This is a genomic window from Ralstonia sp. 22111, assembly GCF_052045895.1.
GTDB lineage: Bacteria > Pseudomonadota > Gammaproteobacteria > Burkholderiales > Burkholderiaceae > Ralstonia > Ralstonia wenshanensis.
In genome coordinates, this window is sequence record NZ_JBQEPR010000004.1 from 268,457 (window position 1) to 291,413 (window position 22,957).

The 22,957-nt window shown below is 64.4% G+C and carries 24 protein-coding genes; 14 read left to right on the forward strand and 10 right to left on the reverse strand.

Annotation, left to right across the window (positions count from 1 at the left end; all coding sequences use genetic code 11):
- Positions 1–29: 29 nt before the first annotated feature.
- Positions 30–368 carry a flagellar hook-basal body complex protein FliE gene (fliE, locus tag ACTJK4_RS13060; RefSeq protein WP_260803294.1) on the reverse strand — a complete coding sequence of 113 codons (339 nt, stop codon included), beginning with the start codon at positions 366–368 and terminating at the stop codon, positions 30–32.
- A gap of 281 nt (positions 369–649) precedes the next feature.
- Here fliE and fliF point away from each other — a divergent pair, with 281 nt between their 5' ends.
- The 6 genes from fliF to ACTJK4_RS13090 all read left to right on the forward strand — a co-directional run bounded on the left by fliF (position 650) and on the right by ACTJK4_RS13090 (position 7,859).
- Complete coding sequence (fliF, locus tag ACTJK4_RS13065; protein WP_260803293.1) at positions 650–2,485, forward strand: flagellar basal-body MS-ring/collar protein FliF; 1,836 nt, start codon at positions 650–652, stop codon at positions 2,483–2,485.
- Positions 2,482–3,474 (forward strand): flagellar motor switch protein FliG, encoded by a 993-nt coding sequence (fliG, locus tag ACTJK4_RS13070; protein WP_027679900.1) that lies wholly within the window; start codon positions 2,482–2,484, stop codon positions 3,472–3,474. Before fliF ends, fliG begins: the two co-directional genes overlap by 4 nt.
- Before the next feature lie 35 nt (positions 3,475–3,509).
- Positions 3,510–4,247, forward strand: coding sequence for a flagellar assembly protein FliH (gene fliH, locus ACTJK4_RS13075; RefSeq protein WP_260803292.1), 738 nt, complete (start codon positions 3,510–3,512; stop codon positions 4,245–4,247).
- On the forward strand, positions 4,237–5,673 hold the full coding sequence (gene fliI / locus ACTJK4_RS13080) for a flagellar protein export ATPase FliI (RefSeq protein ID WP_440818090.1): 1,437 nt from the start codon (positions 4,237–4,239) through the stop codon (positions 5,671–5,673). Before fliH ends, fliI begins: the two co-directional genes overlap by 11 nt.
- A 108-nt stretch (positions 5,674–5,781) precedes the next feature.
- Entirely contained in the window at positions 5,782–6,246 is a 465-nt protein-coding gene (gene fliJ / locus ACTJK4_RS13085; protein ID WP_065855816.1) for a flagellar export protein FliJ, read from the forward strand.
- Positions 6,247–6,284: 38 nt separating this feature from the next.
- Entirely contained in the window at positions 6,285–7,859 is a 1,575-nt protein-coding gene (locus tag ACTJK4_RS13090) for a flagellar hook-length control protein FliK (RefSeq protein WP_440818159.1), read from the forward strand.
- Between the two features lie 352 nt (positions 7,860–8,211).
- Here ACTJK4_RS13090 and ACTJK4_RS13095 read toward each other — a convergent pair whose 3' ends face one another.
- Positions 8,212–9,189 carry a DedA family protein/thiosulfate sulfurtransferase GlpE gene (locus tag ACTJK4_RS13095; protein WP_440818160.1) on the reverse strand — a complete coding sequence of 326 codons (978 nt, stop codon included), beginning with the start codon at positions 9,187–9,189 and terminating at the stop codon, positions 8,212–8,214.
- Positions 9,190–9,361: 172 nt separating this feature from the next.
- Between ACTJK4_RS13095 and ACTJK4_RS13100 the strand changes: the two genes are divergently transcribed.
- Positions 9,362–9,898: an N-acetyltransferase family protein gene (locus tag ACTJK4_RS13100; protein ID WP_440818161.1), complete on the forward strand. Its 537-nt coding sequence runs from the start codon at positions 9,362–9,364 to the stop codon at positions 9,896–9,898.
- A gap of 129 nt (positions 9,899–10,027) precedes the next feature.
- Here ACTJK4_RS13100 and ACTJK4_RS13105 read toward each other — a convergent pair whose 3' ends face one another.
- The gene (locus tag ACTJK4_RS13105) at positions 10,028–10,195 is read right to left on the reverse strand and encodes a DUF6726 family protein (protein ID WP_232039061.1); all 168 of its coding nucleotides are present in this window, start codon (positions 10,193–10,195) and stop codon (positions 10,028–10,030) included.
- A gap of 420 nt (positions 10,196–10,615) precedes the next feature.
- On the opposite strand from ACTJK4_RS13105, the gene ACTJK4_RS13110 reads away from it, so the two are divergent.
- From ACTJK4_RS13110 to ACTJK4_RS13130, 5 genes are all read left to right on the forward strand, one after another.
- Positions 10,616–11,086 (forward strand): hypothetical protein, encoded by a 471-nt coding sequence (locus tag ACTJK4_RS13110; RefSeq protein WP_440818091.1) that lies wholly within the window; start codon positions 10,616–10,618, stop codon positions 11,084–11,086.
- A gap of 127 nt (positions 11,087–11,213) precedes the next feature.
- The gene (locus ACTJK4_RS13115) at positions 11,214–11,516 is read left to right on the forward strand and encodes a hypothetical protein (protein WP_316871906.1); all 303 of its coding nucleotides are present in this window, start codon (positions 11,214–11,216) and stop codon (positions 11,514–11,516) included.
- A gap of 87 nt (positions 11,517–11,603) precedes the next feature.
- The gene (locus tag ACTJK4_RS13120) at positions 11,604–12,275 is read left to right on the forward strand and encodes a DUF1345 domain-containing protein (RefSeq protein ID WP_440077893.1); all 672 of its coding nucleotides are present in this window, start codon (positions 11,604–11,606) and stop codon (positions 12,273–12,275) included.
- Positions 12,272–13,309: an AI-2E family transporter gene (locus tag ACTJK4_RS13125; protein ID WP_440818092.1), complete on the forward strand. Its 1,038-nt coding sequence runs from the start codon at positions 12,272–12,274 to the stop codon at positions 13,307–13,309. Before ACTJK4_RS13120 ends, ACTJK4_RS13125 begins: the two co-directional genes overlap by 4 nt.
- A gap of 745 nt (positions 13,310–14,054) precedes the next feature.
- Positions 14,055–15,296 (forward strand): MFS transporter, encoded by a 1,242-nt coding sequence (locus ACTJK4_RS13130; RefSeq protein ID WP_232039066.1) that lies wholly within the window; start codon positions 14,055–14,057, stop codon positions 15,294–15,296.
- A gap of 82 nt (positions 15,297–15,378) precedes the next feature.
- On the opposite strand, the gene ACTJK4_RS13135 is transcribed toward ACTJK4_RS13130, so the two are convergent.
- Both ACTJK4_RS13135 and ACTJK4_RS13140 read right to left on the reverse strand, forming a co-directional pair.
- Positions 15,379–16,434, reverse strand: a complete 1,056-nt coding sequence (locus ACTJK4_RS13135; RefSeq protein ID WP_414562708.1) for a hypothetical protein — start codon at positions 16,432–16,434, stop codon at positions 15,379–15,381.
- Between the two features lie 180 nt (positions 16,435–16,614).
- Positions 16,615–17,241 carry a LysE family translocator gene (locus ACTJK4_RS13140; protein WP_440818093.1) on the reverse strand — a complete coding sequence of 209 codons (627 nt, stop codon included), beginning with the start codon at positions 17,239–17,241 and terminating at the stop codon, positions 16,615–16,617.
- A 101-nt stretch (positions 17,242–17,342) separates the two neighbouring features.
- Here ACTJK4_RS13140 and ACTJK4_RS13145 point away from each other — a divergent pair, with 101 nt between their 5' ends.
- Positions 17,343–18,209 carry a LysR family transcriptional regulator gene (locus ACTJK4_RS13145; RefSeq protein ID WP_440818094.1) on the forward strand — a complete coding sequence of 289 codons (867 nt, stop codon included), beginning with the start codon at positions 17,343–17,345 and terminating at the stop codon, positions 18,207–18,209.
- A gap of 12 nt (positions 18,210–18,221) precedes the next feature.
- Here ACTJK4_RS13145 and ACTJK4_RS13150 read toward each other — a convergent pair whose 3' ends face one another.
- The 5 genes from ACTJK4_RS13150 to copC form a co-directional block, all read right to left on the reverse strand.
- On the reverse strand, positions 18,222–18,494 hold the full coding sequence (locus ACTJK4_RS13150; protein ID WP_009239962.1) for a hypothetical protein: 273 nt from the start codon (positions 18,492–18,494) through the stop codon (positions 18,222–18,224).
- Positions 18,495–18,622: 128 nt separating this feature from the next.
- A complete protein-coding gene (locus ACTJK4_RS13155) occupies positions 18,623–19,387 on the reverse strand; it encodes an SDR family oxidoreductase (RefSeq protein ID WP_232039071.1) in 765 nt (254 codons plus the stop codon).
- Between the two features lie 47 nt (positions 19,388–19,434).
- Entirely contained in the window at positions 19,435–20,109 is a 675-nt protein-coding gene (locus tag ACTJK4_RS13160; protein WP_316871780.1) for a histidine phosphatase family protein, read from the reverse strand.
- Positions 20,110–20,315: 206 nt separating this feature from the next.
- Complete coding sequence (gene copD / locus ACTJK4_RS13165) at positions 20,316–21,245, reverse strand: copper homeostasis membrane protein CopD (RefSeq protein ID WP_440818095.1); 930 nt, start codon at positions 21,243–21,245, stop codon at positions 20,316–20,318.
- Positions 21,246–21,249: 4 nt separating this feature from the next.
- Entirely contained in the window at positions 21,250–21,627 is a 378-nt protein-coding gene (copC, locus tag ACTJK4_RS13170) for a copper homeostasis periplasmic binding protein CopC (RefSeq protein ID WP_440818096.1), read from the reverse strand.
- A 189-nt stretch (positions 21,628–21,816) separates the two neighbouring features.
- On the opposite strand from copC, the gene ACTJK4_RS13175 reads away from it, so the two are divergent.
- Positions 21,817–22,938 carry a beta-ketoacyl-ACP synthase III gene (locus ACTJK4_RS13175; protein ID WP_440818097.1) on the forward strand — a complete coding sequence of 374 codons (1,122 nt, stop codon included), beginning with the start codon at positions 21,817–21,819 and terminating at the stop codon, positions 22,936–22,938.
- The last annotated feature ends 19 nt before the right edge of the window (positions 22,939–22,957 follow it).

Consider the following 22,957-nt stretch of genomic DNA (forward strand, 5'->3'; position numbering starts at 1 on the left):
CGAAGAAAAAGAAGCGTAGAAAAGTGACGTCAGATAGACATACTCATGATGCTCTGGTACGCCGAGACAAACTTGTTGCGCACCTGCACCGCGGTCTGCATGTCGATGTTGGCCTTCTGCAGCGAGAGCATCACGTCGTGCAGGTCGACGTCGTTGTTGCCCATTTCGAAGCTGCGCGAGACGGATTCGGCCTTCTGCTGCGATGCATCCACCCGGTCCAGCGACGACTTGAGCACCGCGCCGAAGTCGACGCTGACCTTGGCGTCATCGCCCGAACCGACGCCCGCCCCAATGCCACCCACCGTCTTCGACGGCGCCAGCACGCTGTTCATCAGCGAGACCACTGAATTGGCGTTCGTAATATCCATGTGAAGACAACTCCTCTTTGCTTGTATTGCTTGCGGCGCCGCCGTTTAGCTGCCTGGGCCGGCTTTCTGGGGCGTTTCCCGTCCCGGCCGGTTGGTCGCTATGGCGCCACGGTGATGCAAAGGTAGCCGCCGGGCCGCCGTTCCCAAGCGCCCAAAAGAACGGGAAAAGGCCCTCTTCTTGCCGATTTGCTTGCGCGCCCACTGCCGATAATGGCAACCACGGAGCCATGCCCAGACATTGGGTGAGCGCTCAAGCAACGTAGTCAGTCAGGAGATTTGGGATGCCAACGACAGCCGATTCGGTTGCTGTCGCCGACACGCTCGGTACGGTGGATATGCCGGCGGTGGGCCAGGGCGCGATGACGCGCCAGAAAGCGGGAGGTGCAGGTGCGCTGGGCGCCCTGGGCCCGCTCGGCCGTCTGTCGCCGCGCCTGCTGATGATGATCGGCGGTGCCGCACTGGTGGCCGTCATTGCCGCCGCGATGCTGTGGAGCCGCGCTCCGGACTATCGCGTCCTGTACAGCAATGTGTCCGACAGCGACGGCGGGGCGATCATCGCTGCGCTGCAACAAATGAACGTGCCGTACCGCTTTGCCGAAGGCGGCACCGCCATCATGGTGCCCGAGGCGAGCGTGCATGAAGCGCGTCTGAAGCTTGCTTCGCAAGGCCTGCCCAAGGGCGGCCAGGCCGGCTTCGAGCTGATGGAGAACCAGAAATTCGGCACCAGCCAGTTTGCCGAACAAGTCAATTACCAGCGCGCCCTGGAAGGCGAGCTGGCCCGCACCATCCAGGCCATGCAGGAGGTGCAATCCGCCCGCGTGCATCTGGCCATGACCAAGCCGTCGGTGTTCGTGCGCGAACAGGCCAAGCCCAGCGCCTCGGTGCTGCTCAAGCTGTATCCGGGCCGCATGATCGACCGCTCGCAGGTGCAGGCGATTGGCCACCTGGTGTCGAGCAGCGTGCCGAACCTGCCGCTGGCCAATGTGACGGTGGTCGACCAGTCCGGCCGCCTGCTGTCGTCGTCGTTCCAGGACACCGCCTCGGGCCTCGACCCGACGCAGCTGAGCTACGTGCGCGATGTCGAGCAGGGCTATATCAAGCGCATCGAAGCCATCCTCGGCCCCGTGGTGGGCGAAGACAACGTGCGCGCGCAGGTGACGGCCGACGTCGATCTGGACAACACCGAGCAGATGGCCGAGACCTACCGTCCCAACCAGGACCCGGCCAACGCCGCCGTGCGCAGCACGCACACCGCAGAAGCCACGCAGAACAAGGCCGACGCCCAGGGTGGCGTGCCTGGCGCGCTGTCCAACCAACCGCCGACCGCTCCGCGCATGCTGCCGACCGCACCGGCGCCGGCCTCGGCGTCGCAACCGGCTGCAACGGGCCCGAACGGCCAACCGCAACAAGCAGCGGCTGCCAACACGAGCGGCACCGCAACCAGCGGCAATTCGTCGAGCACCCGCGACACGACGACCAACTACGAAGTCGACAAGACCGTGCGCCGCACCCGCGCCGCGGTGGGCACCGTGCGCCGCCTGTCGGTGGCCGTGGTCGTCAACTACCGTGGCGACGGCAAGACCTGGAAGCCGTTGTCGGAAGCCGAGATGGCCAACCTCAACGCGCTGGTCAAGGATGCCGTGGGCTTTGACGCCAAGCGCGGCGACTCCGTGAACGTGGTCAACAGCCAGTTCTCGGGCACGCTGCCGATGGCCAAGGACGACCTGCCGCTGTGGAAGCAGCCGGAGATGATCCAGTACGCCATCCAGGCCGCCAAGTATCTGGCGCTGGCGATCGGCTTCCTCATCCTGGTGTTTGCGGTGATCCGTCCGGCGATCCGCTCGATGGGCAAGAAGGACGACGCGGCCACGCCCACCTTCGTCGGCCGCGAAGGCGAAGATCCGAACGCGCCGATCATCACCGGTGCCGCGGCTTCGGCCGGGCCGGAGCTGGAAGGCCCGGGGGCTGCCGGCACCGATTCCGAAGAGCTGCCGGACGCGCTGCCGCAACTCAAGAACAACGACTTCGAGAAGAAGCTCGAGACCATGCGCCGCGTGGCGCAGAGCAACCCGCGCGCCGTCGCGGCCGTCATCAAACAATGGGTGAGTAACGAATGAGCGCCGAAGGACTCCAACGCAGCGCCATCCTCATGATGTCGCTGGGCGAAAGCGAAGCCGCCGAAGTGCTCAAGCACCTGGGCCCGCGCGAAGTGCAGAAGCTGGGCGCGACCATGGCCGCGCTGAAGAACGTGTCGCGCGAGCGTGTGCTCGACGCCTTTGACGCGTTCTTCGTTGAAGCCGAAGACCTGCCGCTGGACGTGGATTCGAACGAGTACATCCGCACCGTCTTCCGCAAGGCACTGGGCGACGACCGCGCCGCCAACATCATCGACCGCATCCTGTCGGGCGGTGATACCAGCGGCATCGAAGGCCTGAAGTGGATGGATGCATCGTCGGTGGCGGAACTGATCCGTAACGAGCACCCGCAGATCATCGCCACGATCCTGGTCCACCTGGATCGCGATCAGGCTTCGGAAATCCTGACCTATTTCACCGAGCGCCTGCGCAACGACACCATCCTGCGTATCGCCACGCTCGACGGCATTCAGCCCAGCGCCCTGCGCGAGCTGAACGACGTGCTGACCAAGCTGCTGCAAGGCAACGACCATCGCAAGAAGAACGCGATGGGCGGCGTGCTCACGGCTGCGGAAATCCTCAACCTGGTGCCGAGCGCCGTGGAAAGCTCCGTCATCGAAGGCGTGCGCTCGCGCGATCCGGAACTGGCCGATGCCATCGTCGAGAAGATGTTCGTGTTCGACAACTTGATCGATCTGGATGGCCGTGCGCTGCAGACGCTGCTGCGCGAGATCAGCCAGGACGTTCTGGTGGTGGCCCTCAAGGGCGCCAAGCAGGAGTTTCGCGACAAGGTGTTCGCCAACATGTCGCAGCGTGCCGGCACGATGCTCAAGGAAGAGCTGGAAGTGCTGGGGCCCGTCAAGGTGTCGGAAGTCGAAGCGCAGCAGAAGGAAATCCTGGTCGTTGCGCGCCGCCTGGCCGACGAAGGCGAGATCACCATCGGCCGCAAGGCGGAGGACGCCTATGTCTGACCGCGCTGGCCGCTTTGCTTTGATGGGGCGCTGAGATGCCGCGTCCGCCGATCATCCCGCGCGACACGCTGCTCGAATACCAGGCGTGGGAGCCGACCGACTTCCGGCGTCAGGCCGCAGAGGCTGCTGCTGCAGCCGCGCCGCCGCCTCCGCCGCCTGAGCCCGAAGAGCCGCCCATTTCCGAAGAGGAATGGCAGGCCGCGCTGGACGCCGAGCTTGCCACCGCCCGCGACGAAGGCCGCCGCGATGGTTTCGCGCAAGGCTTTCAGGATGGCTTTGAGCAAGGCCGCCGCCAGGGCGAGGAAGATTCCAAGCACATCGCCACGCTCATGCAGTCCGTGCGCGAGGCGATCGACCAATTGAACGGCAGTGTTGCCGAAGAGCTGGTGGATCTGGCGCTGCAACTGGCGCAGCAGTTTCTGCGCGGCGCGCTGCATGCGCAGCCCGAACGCATCCTGCCGATGATTCGCGAAGTACTGGGCGATGCGCCGACCGCACCGGCACCGGCCATGCTGCGCGTGCACGCCGATGATGCCGAATTGATCCGTCAGACGCTGGGCACCGAGCTGGCCGCGGCCGGCTGGACGCTCATCGTCGATGCCGCCATCGAGCGCGGCGGCTGCCGTGTGCAGACCCGCTTTGGCGAAACCGATGCCACGCTGCAAACCCGCTGGGCCGAACTGACCCGCGCGCTGGGCCGCGATACCGCATGGCTCGCCAGCGAACGCTCTGAAGCCGAGCGCGTGGCAGGAGGAGCACTCCATGTCGCCTGAGACCGTGCAGCCCGTTGCCAACAACCCGAACGTGCGCGTCTGGCAAACCCACCTGCAGCAGACAGCGCAGCGTGCGCGTCTGGCGCGCCCGGTGGTGACGTGCGGCAAGCTCACGCGCGTGGCCGGCCTGGTCATGGAAGCCGTTGGCCTGAAGCTGCCGGTGGGCAGCGCGTGCCGCGTGGAACTCCCGCACGGCCGCCACGTGCTGGCCGAAGTGGTGGGCTTTGCCGAAGAGCGTGCCTTCCTGATGCCGCAAACGGATCTGGTGGGCGTGGTGCCCGGCGCGCGCGTGTTCCCGCTGGAGCCGCAACGCCTGCCGGTGTCGAGCGAAGACGGCGCCGACCCGACGATTTCGCACAGCAAGTTCTTGCCGGTGGGCCCGCGCCTGCTGGGCCGCGTGGTGGACGCCAACGGCGAGCCGCTCGACGGCAAGGGGCCGCTGGGCGCGCACGAAGACCTGGCCTGGGGCACGTTGAACCCCGCACCCCTGAACCCGCTCAAGCGCAAGCCGATCGAGCATGTGCTGGACGTGGGCGTGCGTGCCATCAATGGTCTGCTGACTGTTGGCCAAGGCCAGCGTCTGGGCCTGTTTGCCGGCTCCGGCGTGGGCAAGAGCGTGCTGCTGGGCATGATGGCCCGCTACACGCAGGCCGACGTGGTGGTGGTGGGCCTGATCGGCGAGCGCGGCCGCGAAGTGAAGGAATTCATCGACGAGATTCTTGGCGACGAAGGCCTGGCACGCTCGGCCGTGGTGGCTGCGCCTGCCGACACCTCGCCGCTGATGCGCCTGCAGGGTGCCGCTTACGCCCACACCATTGCCGAATACTTCCGCGACCGCGGCTGCAACGTGCTGCTGATCGTCGATTCGCTCACGCGTTATGCGATGGCGCAGCGCGAGATCGCCCTGGCCATCGGCGAGCCGCCGGCCACCAAGGGCTATCCGCCCTCGGCGTTTGCCAAGCTGCCCGCGCTGGTTGAGCGTGCCGGCAACGGCATGGTGGATGCCAACGGCCGCGGCGGCTCCATCACCGCGTTCTACACGGTGCTGGCCGAAGGCGATGACCAGCAGGATCCGATTGCCGATGCGGCGCGCGCCATTCTGGACGGCCACTTCGTGCTCTCGCGCAAGTTGGCGGAGCAGGGCCACTACCCGGCCATCGATATTGAGCAGTCGATCAGCCGTGTGATGTCGGCCATCGTGCCGCGCGAGCAGCTCGACACGGCGCGCCGCTTCAAGCAGCTCTACGCCCGCTATCAGCGCAACCGCGACCTGATTGCCGTGGGCGCCTACGCACGTGGCAGCGACCCGGTGACCGACCAGGCCATCGCGCGCTACCCCGACATGGAAGCATTCCTGCAGCAAGGCATGTTCGAGAACGAAAGCCGCGAGCACACGCTGCAGAAGATGCAGGGAGTGCTGGCGTGATGTGCCCGCTTGACACTGTGAAGTCGCAAGCGTTGCGCAAGCCGAAGGCTAAAGCCGCCGGCTTTGCGTCCGATGGGTTGATGTAACGGGAAGCTGGAGGGTCCACCGATGACCACCATGAACAAGCCGTTCCGCCTCGAAACCGTGCTGGAACTGGCCCAGAAGGACACCGAAAAAGCCACGCAGGAAGTCGGCCGCCTGATGAACACGCGCGAGGCTGCCACGCAAAAGCTGGCGCTGCTGTCCGACTACCGAAACAACTACCACCAGCAGATGCTGAGCAGCGCCGAAGGCGGCATGGACGTGACGCGCCTGCGCAACTACGCGGCTTTTATCGACCGCCTGGGCAATGCCGTGCACCAGCAAAAGGGCACCATCAATGCGCTGGAGCAGCAGCTTGCAATGAGCCGTGCCAACTGGCTGGAAAAGCAGCGCCGCGAGCAGTCGTTCGACATCCTGCGCCAGCGCCACATTGAAGAGCAGCGCCTGGACGAAGAACGCCGAGCCCAGCGCGACAACGACGAACACGCCGCCAAGGTGATCCGCATGCGTGCGGCGCAGGGCGGCAATTGAAGACGAACGCGAACACGCAGTCGCAAGATGGAGTCAACGTGGGCTTGAGTGCCACCCCCAATACCGCCGCCAAGGACCTGGGCGCCATGCTGTCGGCCGGCAATACTGCCGCCGCAGACAAGACGCAGGCTTCTTCGTCGGGCACCGATACCTTCGGCAACTTGTTGTCGGACCGCCTGGCTCAGGACGCCGCGCGCCGTCGCGCCGATGCGCAATCCGCCGCTGACGATGCCAGCCGCCGTGCCGATATCGCCCGCAAGGATGTCGCACGCACCGGCGCCGCGCGCAACGATCAGGATGCGAAACCGGCCGATGCCAATACGCCGGCGCAGGCCATCACCACGCCGGCCAGCAGCACCGCCGATACGGCCAACGCCAAGCCGGCGCAGCCTGCCAACGCCAAGGATCTCGATACCGCTGCGCAGCAGGCCGTGGTCGATCCGGCTGCACAACTGGCTGCGCAGATCGAGGCCGCTCGCCAGGCTGCGCAGCAGGCCGCAGCCGCGCAACAGCCGCTTGCCCAGCCCGCAGCTCAATCAAATACCAACGCCGACACAGACGCGACGACGCAGGCTGCTGGCAAATCGTCCACAAATGACGTCGCCGCACTGGCCGCCGCAACTGCGGCTGCCAACGGGACGCAGGGCGCCGCTGACCCGGCCACGACTGCACAAGCCGGCCAGGCCGGATTGCCTGCCGCGAAGGACACCAAAACCAACACCGCAAACACGCCGACGCCGCCCGCCACCGCGCTGCCCGACAGCGGCACGCTGGCCCGGACCATGGCTAGCACGCGCGCCGTTGCCGACAACACGCCGCCAGCGGTGCGTCAACTCGGCAGCACGTCGTCTGCGCAGGGCGCCAATGCCGACCACGGCCTGCCGCGCCGCACCGATCTGAACGCACACAACATCCCTACGCAAACGGCCGCCGCCGTGACCGATGCCACCAGCCACGCCAGCAATGGCGGTAACACGGGCAATTCGGATAACGCCGGCACGCAAGCCAATGCGCAGGGCAACGGTGCGCAGTTCCAGGGCGTGCTGTCGCGCGCCAATGGCGACGCGGGCATGGCCGCACCGACCTTTGCGGTGGGCGGCGCCAACGCAGGCGCGGCGGCAGGGGCATCGATCACGCCACAGCAAGTGCACACGCTGCCCACCTTTGGTGATGCCGCATGGCCGCAAAGCATGGCCAGCCAGCTTGCCTTCATGCAGGTACATCGCCAATCGTCAGCCGAGCTGCAGTTGAACCCGGCCGAGCTGGGGGGCATGCACGTCAAGCTGGAGGTGGACAACGGCGCCGTCAACGCGAGCTTTGTCTGCCAGCACCAAGCCGTGGCCGAACTCGTGCAGGACGCCATGCCGCGCCTGCGCGACGCCATGCAGCAAGGCGGGATGCAGCTTGCGCAAACGTCTGTCAGCACGGGCGACTTCAGCCAGCAGCAGAGCGCATCGCAAGGCTCGTCGGCGCAAAACCAAGGTCGCGGTTCAGGCAACGGTGGCAGCGGCAGCCGGTATGGCAGCAGCGGCTCGCAAGACCGCGCCGATACGCTGACGGTGGCGCCGCGCCGGGTTTCCAGCCACGAAGGCGTGATCGATACATTCGCCTGACGATTGCGGACGGCGCCTAAAGTTTGAGGTCAGCCGGCCGTTAGTACGCACGAGTGCCATGCAAAAATGGCCAGCCGCAAGGCAACGAAAGAAGGACGGGAAATAACAATGCGAGCACGCCGCGCACAGGGTTGGCGCGGCAGCGTTGCAAATGAATAACAAGGGGGTCAAGTCCGACTGGCGAAGAAGGGATCAAACGGGGATCATTTCGCCACATCCGTCTTCGGGCGGATGCACACGGACCGATGCGGGGTGTCCGAGCCGGGGGGCTGGCGCACCGCATGTTTGCCGTACTTACGGGAGAGCGCACCGCGAGGTGCGCTTTTTGTTTTTGTGCGCCAGCGGGAAAGCCTCAGGCGCCCGCTTCCGCCGTTGCCAATGTGGCGGGCGTGACCGACACCACGTGCTCCACACCATAGCCGCGCGCCACCCATGCATCGATCCCGCCATGCAGCGGACGCACGCGCTTGAAGCCGCGCCCCATCAGCGTGCGCGCCAGCATCACGGCAGACGCCTCGTTGGGGCAGGCGCAGTAGATGATGATCTCGCGGTCGGGGCCATCGATCTCGATCGCGCGGTGGCTGGCGGACATGTCGTACAGCATCGCCCCCGGAATGCGCTGCGGCTGCAGCATGCGCGAGCTGTCGGCGCGCACGTCGATGATGACGGGTGCAGCGCCCGATTCGATCAGTGCGTGCAGCTCATCGGGCGAGATGCGTGCCATCTCCAGCATCTTGCGAAAGCGCCAGCGCTGCAGCCAACGCGCAGCCACATACACCGCCGCCAGCAACGCGATCAGCAGTACGGCGCGCGTGCCGAGCTGGTCGAGCTGGCGCAGCGCCTGGTCGATGCTGTCATGCGCCACGCGGCCCAGCCTCAGCCAGAGCGTTGCCCAAACTGCCGAGCCCACCAGGTTGTACAGCGCAAACGTGCTGAACGGCGTGCGCATCGTTCCCAGTAGCGCAGAGGACACGGTCGACAAACCCGGAACGAATTTCGCAATGAGCAGCATCGGCGCGCCCCAGCGCTCGAACTGTGTGCGCGTGCGCCGCACGCACGAATCGGGCGACAGGGACACACGGCACAGCAGTGCCATGACGTGCCGGCCATAGCGCTTGCCTGCGAAGTACCACAGGCCGTCGCCCAGCAGCGCGCCGGACACGGCGGCGGGCGCCAGCTCCATCAGGTAGAGCGGTCCATGGAATGTGAGCGCACCTGCCACCAGCAGCGTTGGCACGGCCGGCAGCGGCGCACCGGCTTGCGTCAGCAGCACATTGAGGAATACGGCAAACGCGCCGTATTCGGCGATCAGGGGAAACAGGTCGTGCATGGCAAGAAGGGCGCGGCGGGCGGGGGCGAAAGCGTCTGCCAAGTTACCGCATTCCGGCGCCGCCCGATAGCCATGTCACCAGAATGCGCTCGGCGATGTGCGGTTTGGGTGAAATTGGCGTGACAATGAGCACTTCATACCGCTTCTGAATCCTGCCGCCATGTCTTCTGCAATGCCCATCGACGCTGCCGCTTCCGAGCACGAATCTGGTGCCATCGCTATTCGCGCAGCTACCGTGGCGGATTTGCCGACCATCGTCGGCATCTACGCACAGCATGTGCGTACTGGCACCGCCAGCTTTGAGATCGACGCTCCCGATCTGGCCGAGATGACGCGCCGCTTTCACGCATTGCAGGATGCCGGCATGCCCTACGTTGTGGCCGAAGCGGGTGGTGTGCTGCTGGGCTACGCGTATGCCGGCCCGCATCGTGCGCGGCCTGCGTATCGCCATACGGTGGAAGATTCCATCTACCTTGACACCGCCGCGCAGGGCCGGGGCGTGGGGACGTTGCTGCTGGAGGCGCTGATACGCGAATGCCAGACGCGGGGTTTCAAGCAGATGGTTGCAGTGGTGGGCGGCGGCCGTGAGAACCCGGGGTCAGCCAAGTTGCACGCGCGCTGCGGGTTTCGCGAGGTGGGCGTGCTGGAGGCGGTGGGCTACAAGTTTGGACGCTGGCTGGATTGTCTGCTGATGCAGCGGGCCCTGTGAGGTGAGAGCGACAGTTGAACCAATCAAAGAGGTTCAGCGGATAGCCAGAGCAGTCGGGGAGGCCAGCGTTGCCTCCCCCGAAACGCATCACGGTTCTGATGTCAATTCAGCGGCTATTGGTCATTGCGCTCAATCGATGATGTCGGCGCAGGCGTCGGTGGGCGCGGCCGCCACATGCCCCACCAACGGCACCATCTTCAGGCCCGCCGATGCCACGCGGCATGGCGCGGCCACCACGCCGCAGCCCGAAAGGAGTGCAGCACCAAGCAGGGACACTGCGAGCAGAAGGCGTTTCATCGTCGGTGGGTTTGAAAGAGAATGCCGCGCAGTGTGACACAGAGTCATTCGCCAACCTGTGCGCGTTTGTATCGGGAAATGACAATCTGTGCGGGTCTCGAAATCATGATGCAATGCGTCAGAGCGCAACAATAAAACCCGTTCGAGAGTCGCACAACGCTGGCTTTTGACGAAAAAGTCACATTCTGTATTTGCGCAAATTAGCCCGCCAGCCTTTGATGCAGGCCGCAAAACCACTGTTGATGCGGGTTTTCCCGTAATTTCACATATCGCAACAATAAATTGTCTGTCGCGACATTTATTGTCTGAACAGGCTCGCCTACGATGACTCCATCGAATGCGGCGCCGCAGCGAAAAAGAAGATCCAGGAAATGCCCGGATCGCCTGCCCGACGCGCTGCGCCCATCTGGAGAAGACATCATGAAAGCCCAACGTACCCTGATTGCTGCCCTGATCGCCCTGGCAAGTGTGCCGGCCCTGGCAGCAGCCAAGTTTGACGTGTACACGCAAGGTGCCACGCAAGTCAGCCAACGTTTCGACGTGTATTCGGATGGCGCCAAGGCTAGCGACAAGTTCGATCCGTACACGCAAGGCGCCAAGGCCGGTAGCAAGTTTGATCCGTACACCGAAGGCGCACTGGCTCGTGCCGGCAAGTTCGATACGTACACCGAGGGTGCCAAGGCTGGCAGCAAGTTCGACCCGTACACCGAAGGTGCACTGGCTCGTGCCGGCAAGTTTGATACGTACACCGAAGGCGCACTGGCTCGTGCCGGCAAGTTCGACCCGTACACCGAAGGTGCACTGGCCCGTGCCGGCAAGTTCGATACGTACACCGAAGGTGCCAAGGCCGGTAGCAAGTTCGACCCGTACACCGAAGGCGCCGTGGCCTGAGCCTGGTTCGTCCCGCAAAAGCGCCCGCACACAGCGGGCGTTTTTGTTTGCGTCACCGGGAAGCGAGATGATTGCGAACCGAGTTGCCATTGCGGCGTCTTACTCTCATCGCAACCAGGAAGCCATGATGATTCGTTTCCGTCGTCCGACCCGCTCCCTCCTGTGCCCTACGCTGGCCGCGGCTGCCATGCTGGCTGGCTGTGCGACCGTCACGCCGGGCCCATTCCAGATCACCGTGCGTGATGCCGATGACACGGTGCTGGAGCAATTCCAGTTCCAGGCCGGCTCGCAGGGGTCGCTTGAGACCGCCATGATCGGCATGTGCCGCGTGTATCCGGAAGCCACCGTCATCGCAGAGCAGCTCTCAACGCACGAGCGCCTGCAGGAGCGCTGCAAGCGCTCGTTTGCTTCAATGCTCTCTCTGTCCTGATGCTGCGCTGAAGCGGCTACCATGTCGCCTCATCGGCTGGCGGTGCCGGCCTTGTGTGAACACCCCCATCACGCACCTGAGGCGCACGTGAACCCGCAAGACAAGTCCTCCGAGATCTCCCAGGTTTCCCGCTTTGCAGCGACACGGCCGCGGCTGCTGTCGGCGTTTGCGCTGGGCGCTGTAGCGGTCGCTGTTGTGCCAGCGCATGGGTGGCTTGCGCGTCTGCTGCTCGGCTGGGACATCGCCGTGTGGGCGTACCTCATCCTGATCACGTTGATGATGCTGGGCGCAGATCCACGCCGCATCCGCGCCGTCGCCCGCCGCGAAGACGAGCGTGCCTCGGCCGTGCTGGCAGTGGTCTGCTTGGGCGTGGTGGCCAGCATGGTGGCCATTGCGTTTGAACTCGCGACGGCCAAGTCGGCGGGGCATGCGCAGTCGTCGCACTACCTGTTCACCGGTATCACGGTGCTGGGCGCGTGGCTCATGGTGCCGATGATGTTCACGGTGCATTACGCGCATCTGTATTACCGTGCGCCACACGAGCCGCCATTGCGGTTTCCCGACGACCAGATCGAGCCCGATTACTGGGATTTCCTCTACTTCTCCTTTACGATCGCGGTCGCCAGCCAGACGGCCGATATCAGCATTCGTTCGCGTGCGATGCGGCGGGCGGTGCTGGGGCAATCGCTGCTGTCGTTCTTTTTCAATACGAGCATCCTCGCGCTCTCCATCAACATTGCTGCCGGCCTGTTTTCATGACGATGCTGCCTCCCGAGCTTCCCTCCAGCGCACCCGCTCGCTCCATCAACGCTGTCAGCTACGTGCTGGTTGCGGCGATGATTGCTGCCGTGCTGTGGCTGCACCTCTTGCCGGCCGCCATTGCCGGCTTTCTTGTCTATGCATTGGCGTGCAAGCTGGAGGCGCGCTTGCGCGAGCGCAGCAGGCTGTCCCAGCGCGCGAAGTCGATTGCCGTGATCTGCGTGTCCGTCATTGCCGCCCTTATTCTGGCTGGCCTCGGCACCGGGATCGGCCGCCTGGTCGAGCACGGGCATGGGTTGGAAGGGATGCTCACGCACATTGCCGACGTGCTCGACAACGTTCGGGAATCGTTGCCGGCGGCGGTGGTCAATTACGTTCCGCAATCGGTGACCGAGCTGCGTGTGCAGCTTGTGCAGATGATCAAGGAGCATGGCCATCAGGTGTCGACTCTCGGTATCGACGGGTTGCGTGCAAGCGCATTGATGCTGGTCGGGCTGATCCTGGGGGCGATGGTGGCGTGGTCGGATACGCTTGACCCCGAGCACCACAAGCCGCTGGCCGCAGCACTGGTGAACCGGCTGAGCCGGTTGACCGATGCGTTCGAAGCCGTGGTGTTTGCCCAGGTGAAAATCTCCGCGCTCAATACGGCGCTCGCCGCCATCTACCTGTTGGGTGCGCTGCCGCTGTTCGGCCAGCACGTGCCGTATTCCAAATCGCTGATCCTGCTGACCTTCGTGGCGGGGCTGATTCCGGTGGCGGGCAACCTCATCTCCAACACGGCCATCGTGGTGATGAGTGTGACCGCGTCGTTGGAGCTGGCGGTGGCATCGCTCATCTTTCTGGTGGTGGTGCACAAGCTGGAATACTTCGTGAACGCGCGCATCATCGGAAGCCGCATCGATGCGCGCGCGTGGGAGCTGATCCTCGCGCTGATCGTGATGGAGGCGTTGTTTGGTTTGGGTGGCGTGATTGCCGCGCCGGTGGTGTACGCCTATATGAAGCGCGAGCTGACGGACGCCGAGCTGATCGGCTGAGGCATCTGTCTCTTGGGTTGAGGTGCGGGGTGACCCGCCAGCGCCCCCGCGCTGACGGCATCGGCAGAAAAGAGCGCGCCCTACGGGACGAGGGGCGCGCAATAACTCGCTGACCGAGAGACGTCAGCGAGCCGAGGGTCGGTACACGGGAACGAAGCGGGCGGCGGGCGCGTGGCGTTGCCGGTGACATCCACGGCTTCGGACGTGACGAAGCAGCAGACGACCCGGTCGTCGAGCAGGGCCTGATAGAAAAGGTCTCCCATCGCGCGGCATAGCGTTCCCGTTAGCAGGATCATCATGGCTCCCCTCCCATGTTGGCCGATGTGCGGCATCTCGATGCTGGTCATCGGTTCGGTTTGCGGATCGTTGTGCGTGTGAAATTGCTTACGCAGCGGGTTCCGTCAGGCTGTCGGCACTGGCGCCTTGCGCTTGCTTCTGGCGTCGTTCTGCAGTCCATGCTGGCGAGTATAGAAAGCGTCTCCTGAGCGGCCATGCTCCGAACGGAGTAGCCCCGGGCGAGAAAACGGCTAACACGTTAGCTACCTGCCAGGGCAAGCTGGGCAAGGGTTTGCGGGAAGAGGGGCGGTGTTTTGGTGGAAATGGCGCCGCGCGGGCTGACGCTTCTGCCCCGACAGTAATTTGTCCGGTTTGCGTTAATCGTTGTCGAATTTGCGGTAACACGCCTGCACCGTTTGGGCGCAAGATTGAGCGCTTCCTTGCCTCATCCTCGTGACCTCAAACCATCATGCAAACCACCGCAAACGGCACGGCCGCTGCATCGGCAGCCCCCGCCGCGCAGGCCGACAAGACCGGCTTTGGCGTGATCGGCGCCATCAGCTTCGCGCACTTCCTCAACGACATGATGCAGTCGTTGATCCTGGCGATCTATCCGCTGCTCAAGGGCAACTTCCATCTCGATTTTTCGCAGATCGGGCTGATCACGCTCACGTACCAGATCACTGCGTCGCTGCTGCAGCCGATGGTCGGGCTGTATACCGACAAGCATCCGAAGCCGTATTCGCTGTCGGTGGGCATGGGCTTTACGCTGGTGGGGCTGGTGCTGCTGTCGGTGGCGCCCAACTTTGGCACGGTGCTGCTGGCGGCGGCGCTGGTGGGCACGGGCTCATCGATCTTCCATCCGGAATCGTCGCGCGTGGCGCGTATGGCCTCGGGTGGCCGTCATGGGCTGGCGCAATCGCTGTTCCAGGTGGGCGGCAATGTGGGCAGCGCGATGGGGCCGCTGCTCGCGGCAATCATCATCATGCCGTATGGGCAGCACAGCCTGGCATGGTTTTCGATTGCTGCGCTGATCGCTATCTTCGTGCTTTACCACGTAGGCGGCTGGTACAAGCGTGAACGTGCCGCGGGCCATGGTCGCAAGGCGGGTGGCAGGGCGCATGCCGCGGTCAAGCTGTCCGGCAAGCAGGTGGCGTTTGCGATGACGCTGCTGGTTGTGCTGCTGTTCTCCAAGTACTTCTACCTGGCGAGCCTGAACAGCTATTACACGTTTTTCCTGATCACCAAGTTCCACTTGTCGGCGCAGACGTCGCAGCTGTTCCTGTTCCTCTTCCTGTTCTCGGTGGCGGTGGGCACGATCGTGGGCGGGCCGATTGGTGATCGGGTGGGCCGCAAGGTCGTGATCTGGGTGTCGATCCTTGGCGTGGCGCCCTTTACGCTGCTGCTGCCGTACGCCAACCTGTTCTGGACCGCCGTGCTGACGGTGATCATCGGGCTGGTGCTGGCCTCGGCGTTCTCGGCCATCCTCGTGTATGCGCAGGAGCTGATTCCCGGCAAGGTCGGGATGGTGTCGGGCCTGTTCTTCGGGTTTGCGTTCGGCCTGGGTGGCATTGGCGCCGCGGTGCTCGGCAAGCTGGCCGATGCGACCGACATCTACAACGTCTACCACCTCTGTTCGTTCCTGCCGCTTATCGGCTTGTTGACGGTGTTCCTGCCGGATATCGAGCGCAAGCGCCAGCAGGCGGCGTAACGCGACCCACACCGCATACAGATGCAGCGCGGCGGACGTCCCCTCCCGGAAGGTCCGCCGCTTTGCTTTCTGCCTTTGGGCGTTACTTCTCGACGGCGTGGGTCGGGCCCGGCCACACGCCCGTCATCTCGATCTCGCGCCGGCCGGTCAGCCACTGGCCGAGCGGGTTGGGCCAGCGGAACGAATAGTTGTCGCTGTTCACGACGCCCTGGAATTTCACGTCGACCTGGATATCGGTGGCGTTGAGCGGGATGTTCGCGACCGTCTTGGAGATACCGCCGCTGAGCGAGAACTCATCGCTGCGCGGGCCCTGCGGCGTGTTGTAGCGCAGCTTGATATGCGTGACGTAGGTGCAGCCCGGCTTGTTGTTGAAGTAGATCTCGAAGCCGCCCAGGCGCGTGATCCAGTTCGGGATCAGCAGGTTGCCGTCGAACGACGCAAACGTGTAGGCGACCGGAATGGGCGCCGGCGCCTGCTTGCCCGGCTCGAACGGCCACAGGTGCTGGTCGACGCTCTTGGTCTGGTTGACCGACACGAACGATCCCTTGCCCGTCGCGCTGCCGAGCATGTCATGCACGGCACCCGCCGAGCCCGTGATCGAGAACGACGAGTTGTTGTCTTGCGACCCCACGTTCAGCCCGCTGTTGGCCAGGATCACGCTGGTCACCACACCGAAGCCCTGCGCAATGTTGCCGCCGGAGCCCATGCTCACGGACTGCGCCTGCTCGGCCAGCCACTTGATCGTGTCGGGCCGCGTGAGCTGCGTGAGGTCGTTGATGTACGACTCCGAGGCAATGCCGAACTCCGAGGCAATCGACCCGACGGACGAGAACTCCCATTTCACTTCCACGCCCGCGTTGATCTTTGTGCCGCTCTCAGGATCGGTGGCCGAGCCATCGAGTTTGACGTTGGTCTCGGTGCGGTGGACGTTGTTGGTCGACAGCTTCCATTGATTCGGCACGGTGCGCGTGTTGATGGCCACGCCCGGGGTTTCCGGCTTGACGGGCGTGAAGTCGCCGGTGTCGGGCGACACAAAACCCACGGCGCCGGGTTTGATGGTGGGCGCGAGCGTCCAGTTGCCCCAGTAAGCTGCGCGGCCGTTGCGGATGAGGTCGGTGAAGGCGCGATTCCATTGCATGGTTGCACTCCAGGTGTGAGGTTGTGCTGCGAGTCAGGTTTGCGCGGTGGCCTTCATCGCCGCGTGGCGACGGGCAGGGCGCGAGGGCACTGTCTCAAACGGGCTGGCGCCTGTTAATGCAGCAGAAGACCTGGGACGGACGGCATGGGTGCAGGCATGGGCGGGCCGCCGTGCAGGACATCACGCAAGCCGCGCGAGCCCCAGTGCCAATCCCAACCCGATCAGGATCACGCCAATCACACGGTCCACGATGCGCTGCCGTGCCAGCAGCGAACGTCGCAACGCACCTGACGCAAACACCATTGCCACCAATGCAAACCACGCCGCATGCGCTGCTGACATGAACACGCCGTAGCCGAACTGCGCGACCAGCGGTGTGCCCGCGTGAACGACCTGCGTGTACGTGCTGACCACGAACAGCGTTGTTTTTGGGTTGAGCGCATTGGTAAGAAAGCCCATGCGCAGTGCGGCGAGGGTCGATAGCGTCGGCGTGCCGACGCCGTGGGCGCTTGCCTCACCGCTGGGCAACGCCTTGGCCGACAGCGTCCTCCAGCCAATCCACACCAAGTACGCCGCGCCTACCAGCTTGATGCCCTGCAGAAGCGTTGGCGCATGCGCAATCAGCAGCCCGACGCCAAACATTGTGTAGAACACGTGCACCTGCACGCCCAGCGCAATGCCCAGTGCGCATAGCACGCCTGCGCGCCGTCCATGCAGCAGGCTGTTGCGCGTGACCATGGCAAAGTCCGCGCCCGGACTGATGACGGCCAGGATGGTGATGACGGCAACAGCAAGGAGTTCGGTCATGTCGGGCGCAATTGCAAAGTGAGGATGCGCCGATTCTGGAGGCCTCCGCCATCGCTGAAAATCGAATTATGATGCCGTTTTTCGGTGAGAAAAACTGACAGATGGCGCTACCTCCGCTGAATACCCTGCGTGTATTTGAAGCCGCCGCCAGACATGGCAGCTTCGTGCGCGCGGCGCAGGAATTGCACGTGACACATGGGGCTGTCAGCCGCCAGATACGGCAGTTGGAAGCATCTTTGGGGGTGGAGCTGTTCGAGCGGCGCAACCGGGCAGTCTTCTTGACGCCGTCGGGCGAACAGTTGCGGCTCGCTGCTACCGATGCGTTCTCTATTCTCACCGATAGCATCGACCGGATTGCGCGCCGGGCAACGTCATCGGCGCTGGTGGTGTCATGCGAACCGACGCTGGCGATGCGGTGGTTGATCCCGCGGCTGTCGCGCTTCCAGGCCCGGCATCCGGCCATCCAGGTGCATCTGTTTGCCGCGGGCGGCCCAATCGATTTCGCACGCACCGGAGTGGACGTGGCAGTGCGCCGCGATGACTTTGCATGGCCCGCACACGTGCATGCGGCGGCCATTTGCGATGAGTGGATCGGTCCGGTGCACGCTCGCCAAGCGGATCCCGCCGCGTGCCGACGGCTGCTGCACACCGCCACGCGCCCCGATGCTTGGCAGGCGTGGTGGCGGGCCAGCAGCACGGCGCGGCCGCGTGGCCGGTTACCCGAGGGGCGCTACGAACATTTCTATCTGAGCCTGCAGGCGGCCCTGGCGGGGCAGGGCACCGCCATCGCATCAAAGCTGATGGCCATTGATGACCTGAAAGATGGGCGGCTGATTGCGCCCGAAGGGTTCCGGCGTGATGGCTCGCGCTATTACCTGCTGGCCGATGCGCCTATTGCGCCCGATAGCGCGGCCGGCGCGTGGCTGGCCTGGTTGCGCGAAGAAACGGCTGCCACGCTTGCTGATTAACGCACGCCAGCCTTACGCCGCCGCGTGCCCGCCGCCCAGGATGCCGCGAATGGTAGCCAGATAGGCCTCGCCAACGGCCCGGTTGAGCGGTCGCGCACGCGGTGTCGCCCGCTTGCGCGGCGGCGGCGTCAGGCCCAGGGTACGGCAGACTTCCGACGCATAGGGCCGCCCGCGCACATCCATGCGCAACACGACTTCGTTCAGCGCCTGTTCACCCAGGCGCTCGCGCAGCCAGAGCACCGTCTGGCGGTCGTACTCGTTTTCGATGCGGATCAGATCGTCCATGGTGAATGCTGTATAAATTTACAGTTACTGTAAATATATACAGGTATTCACAGATTTCAAGGACGATGTTGCGGCCGCGCCGCACTAGCGTGACAGGCGGCTCAGCCGATGCGGTAAGCGCCCCATTGTCAGACCGTCATGCCGCCATCGACGACGATGCACTCGCCGTTGGTGTAGCTCGCTGCATCTGACACGAGGTAAAGCACCGTGCCGGCCATCTCGCGCGGCTCGGCGTGGCGGCGCATCGGGATCTCGCTGATCCAGCGGTCGTAGGTGGCCTTGTCTTCGAACAGGGCGCCCGCGAACTTGGTCTTGGTCAGCCCCGGCAGCAGCGCGTTCACGCGAATGCCGAAGGGCCCGCATTCCTTGGCGAACGCGCGCGTCATGTGGGCCACGGCGGCCTTGGTGATGGAGTAGATGCCCTGCTTGTCGCCCGGATGCAGCGCATTGACCGACGCCGTATTGACGATCGCGCCGCCGCCCTGCGCCTTCATCATCTTGCCGGCTTCGACCGACATGAAGAAGTAGCCGCGGATGTTCACCTCCACGGTCTTCTCGTAGGCCGCCAGATCCGTGTCGAGGATGTGGCCGAAGTGCGGGTTTGCCGCCGCGTTGTTGATGAGAATGTCTAGCCGGCCGTGCGTGCGGCGGATGGTGTCGAACGCCGCCGCAATGTCTTCCATGCGCCCGACGTGGCAGGCGAGGGCTTCAGCTTTGCCGCCGGCTTCGCGGATGCGTTCGGCCACGACCTCGCAGTCGCCCAGCTTGCGGCTCGACACGATCACGTGCGCGCCTTGTTCTGCCAGCAGCTTGGCAATCTCTTCGCCAATGCCGCGGCTGGCGCCGGTGACCAGGGCGATCTTTCCGGTCAGGTCGAACAGGTTCGTGCTCATGGTGTGCTCCTCCAATGGTTTTGTGTTTTGGTCGGCCGCCAGGGCGATCAACCGTATGTCTGGAAAGCGCGTCGCGCCGGATCGTCCAGATGCGGGATGCCGTTGAAGGTGGCGAGCTGAAACGATTCGGCGTTGAAGAAATACTGCGAGACGCTGCTGTTGCGGATCTGCAGGTTCAGCGCGATGGCGCTGGTGGGCGGTGCGGCCAGCACCTGCTGTGCGGTCACGGCGATGGGGCCGCCGGAGCTGATCGCCAGCACACGCTGCCCGCCGCCGGCCTGGATCGCGGCGCGTGCATCGGCCACGCGCTGCTGGAAGGCGGCCCACGTCTCGGGCAGCGGTCCGCGGATCTTGTCGTCCGACCACAGGTGCAGCACCTGCTTGAGCGCCCGGTAGTGATCGCGCATCGAGCCCGAAGCCAGTTGCGTCAGCTCTGGAAAATCTTCGCCGAGCGCGGCAAACAGCCCCTGGAAGTCGTATTCGTTCAGCCCGGCATGCTGCTCAACCGCCATGCCCGAAGTGCCCATGCCGCGCAGGATGCCGTCGACGGTCTGCTCATGTCGGCGCAGGGTGCCGCAGATGACGCGATCAAAAACGATGTCATGTCGCGCGAAATATTCACCAAGCCAGAGGCTCTGCTGCTCGCCGCGTTCGGAGAGCCGGTCGTAATCTGCCGCGCCAAACGAGGCTTGTCCGTGCCGTACGAGATAAAGCTCCGCCATCGTCTGCTCGCCAAATCAAAGAGGATCAGATTAGCGGCGCACGCATTATTTGTGAAATTTATTCTTTGAATGACCGGTAATGCATGCGATGAATAGTCCGGGCCGCATGCCCCAGGTCATTCCTTCGCTGCTGATGCCAAGCCCGAGCCCCAAGCTGTTGTCTGGGGGGCGCCAACGTTCGTTTTGCTTTGCTGCCTGTGCGGGCGCTACGAAGGCAACGGCGAAAGCATGCCAAGCCACGCCACAAGCGCCAGAATCAGCACGGCAAGACAGGCTTCCGCCAGCAGGCTGGTGCGCAGCGTCTTGATAGCGCCCGTGCAGTCGCCCGTGCGGATGGCGGCTGCAAGCCGGGGGCTCAATCGATAGCGATTGCCTGCAGCCAGCGCGAGCATCAACGCAAACAGCGTGAGCTTGCCAAGCAGCAACCATCCATACGGCATGGTGAAGAGTGGATCGAACATTGGGCCGGCGACAAACACGTAGTTGACGACGCCCGTGGCGACCAACATCCCAACGATGCACGTACCTATGATCGCGAAGCCGCTTGCGGCACGGCCGAGTGTTTGCACCGAATCTGGCGTGCTGGCCTTCGCAGCCGACGACAGCAACACGAAAGCGACCAGCGCACCCACCCACGTGCCAGCCGCCAGCAGATGTGCGATGTCGGCAGCGAGATGGAACATGCCGCGCACGCCGTCGTCCATGGCGCCGTGCCCGGCCCACGCAAGCGTGGCGAGTGCGATGGCGCCCGAAGCAGCAAACCCCACTCGTTGGCGGCGGGTATTTCCGCGCCATGCGATTCCCACGACCAGACCGGCGGCAAGCACCACTACGCGCACCAGCCATGCCGCGCCGACTGCCGTGCCGGTCAGGATCATGTCGAAGACATGGCGGGTCAGCTCGCTGTAGCGCGTGGCGCCGGTCATCGCTTCGGCCATGGCCACCACATCCCAGATCGACAGCACGATGCCGGCCAATACCGATGCTTCGGTCACCCTGCCGTACAACCGCGAGATGGCCGACGGCCGATCGGTTGGGTGCAGCGCGTAAAGGCTGAAGAGCGATACGCCAAAGAGCACCATCAAATCCAGATACAGCGCAAAGCGCAGGGTGACGGCCAGCCAGTCCTCCGGCATCGCGTTACTTCACCTGGAACGTGAGGTTGCCGGCCACGCGGTGGGTGTCTGCGGCCACGACATGCCAGTCGACGCGGTAGGCCCCGGGCGCGAGGGGCTGCGTGGGGGATACGGTCAGCGTGCGCCCGTCGGTGCTCGTGGCGACCTTGGAGGCGACATTTGTGGGGCCGGATGCTGCCGTCATGACCAGTGTTGCGTCGCAGAACTGCGCGACCAGTTTTTCCGAGAAATGGAGCGCAATCTGGGCCGGCGCAGGTCCCGTCGATTTGTCGGCGGGATTGGCCGAGAGCAGCTTCGGATGGGCCAGCGCCAGCGTGGTGACGAGGGCGGCACCCACGGCCACGCACGCTTGGGCAAGTCGGGAAGTTCTGGGCATAGACATGCGGGTTTCCTGCGAAGTTGTGAGATGGCGGTTAGCGTAACGCATTGTTTTCCGCTGGGGGTTGCCCGCCGGCCCATGTGCGCGTGGGAGCGCAAGGTCAAAGTAGATGTAAACGACCACATCCTGCGCCCCGCATTGCCAGGCCGATGTGCTATCGTCGCCGCCACGAAAAATTCACACATTCCGGGTATGCACGACGTCGTCATCAGCGGCACGGGCCTGTGGGTCGCGCCCGAGGTCATCACCAACGAGGAGCTGGTCGCCTCCTACAACGCATACGCACAGCTCTACAACGCGCAGCACGCCGCAGCGATTGCTGCGGGCGAGTTGACGGCGCTGGCGGAGTCGTCGGCGGAGTTCATCGAGAAGGCGTCGGGTATTCGCCAGCGCTACGTGGTCGACAAGGCCGGCGTGCTGGACCCCACGCGCATGCGCCCGCATCTGACGCCGCGGCCTGACGATGCGCTCTCGCTGCAAGCCGAGATTGGCGTGGCCGCCGCGCGCGATGCATTGGCCGCCGCCGGCCGCGATGCCGCAGACGTCGACATGCTGCTGTGCGCGACGTCCAACTTCCAACGCCCGTATCCGGCATTGGGCGTGGAGATTCAGAACGGCATTGGCGCGGGCGGTTATGCGTTCGACATGAACGTCGCGTGCTCGTCGGCTACCTTCGGGCTGGAACAGGCCATCAATGCGGTGCGCAGCGGCACGGCGCGCGCCGCGCTGGTGGTGAGCCCGGAAATCACCTCCGGCCACCTCGATTGGAAAGACCGCGATTGCCACTTCATCTTCGGTGACGTGTGCACGGCCGTGCTGGTCGAGCGCGCCGAAGACACGCGCTCCACAGACGCCTGGCGCGTGCTCGGCACCAAATGCGCGACGAGCTTTTCCAACAACATCCGCAACAACGCCGGCTACCTCTCGCGCAGCGAAGATCGCAACCCGGACGACCGCGATCAGCTTTTCCGCCAGGAAGGCCGCAAGGTCTTCAAGGAAGTCTGCCCGATGGCCGCCGAGCACATTGCCGGCCATCTGCAGCAACTGGGCCACGCCCCGGCCGACGTGCGCCGCTTCTGGCTGCATCAGGCCAACCTGGCAATGAATCAGCTGATCGGCAAGCGCCTGCTTGGGCACGACGCATCGGCCGACGAGGCGCCGGTCATTCTCGACGAGTTCGCCAACACGGCATCGGCAGGTTCCATCATTGCGTTCCACCGCCATCGTGCCGATCTGAAGTCGGGTGACCTGGGCATGATCTGCTCGTTTGGCGCGGGCTATTCGATCGGCAGCGTGGCGGTGCAGAAGCAGTAATCGATCTGCACCAAATCGC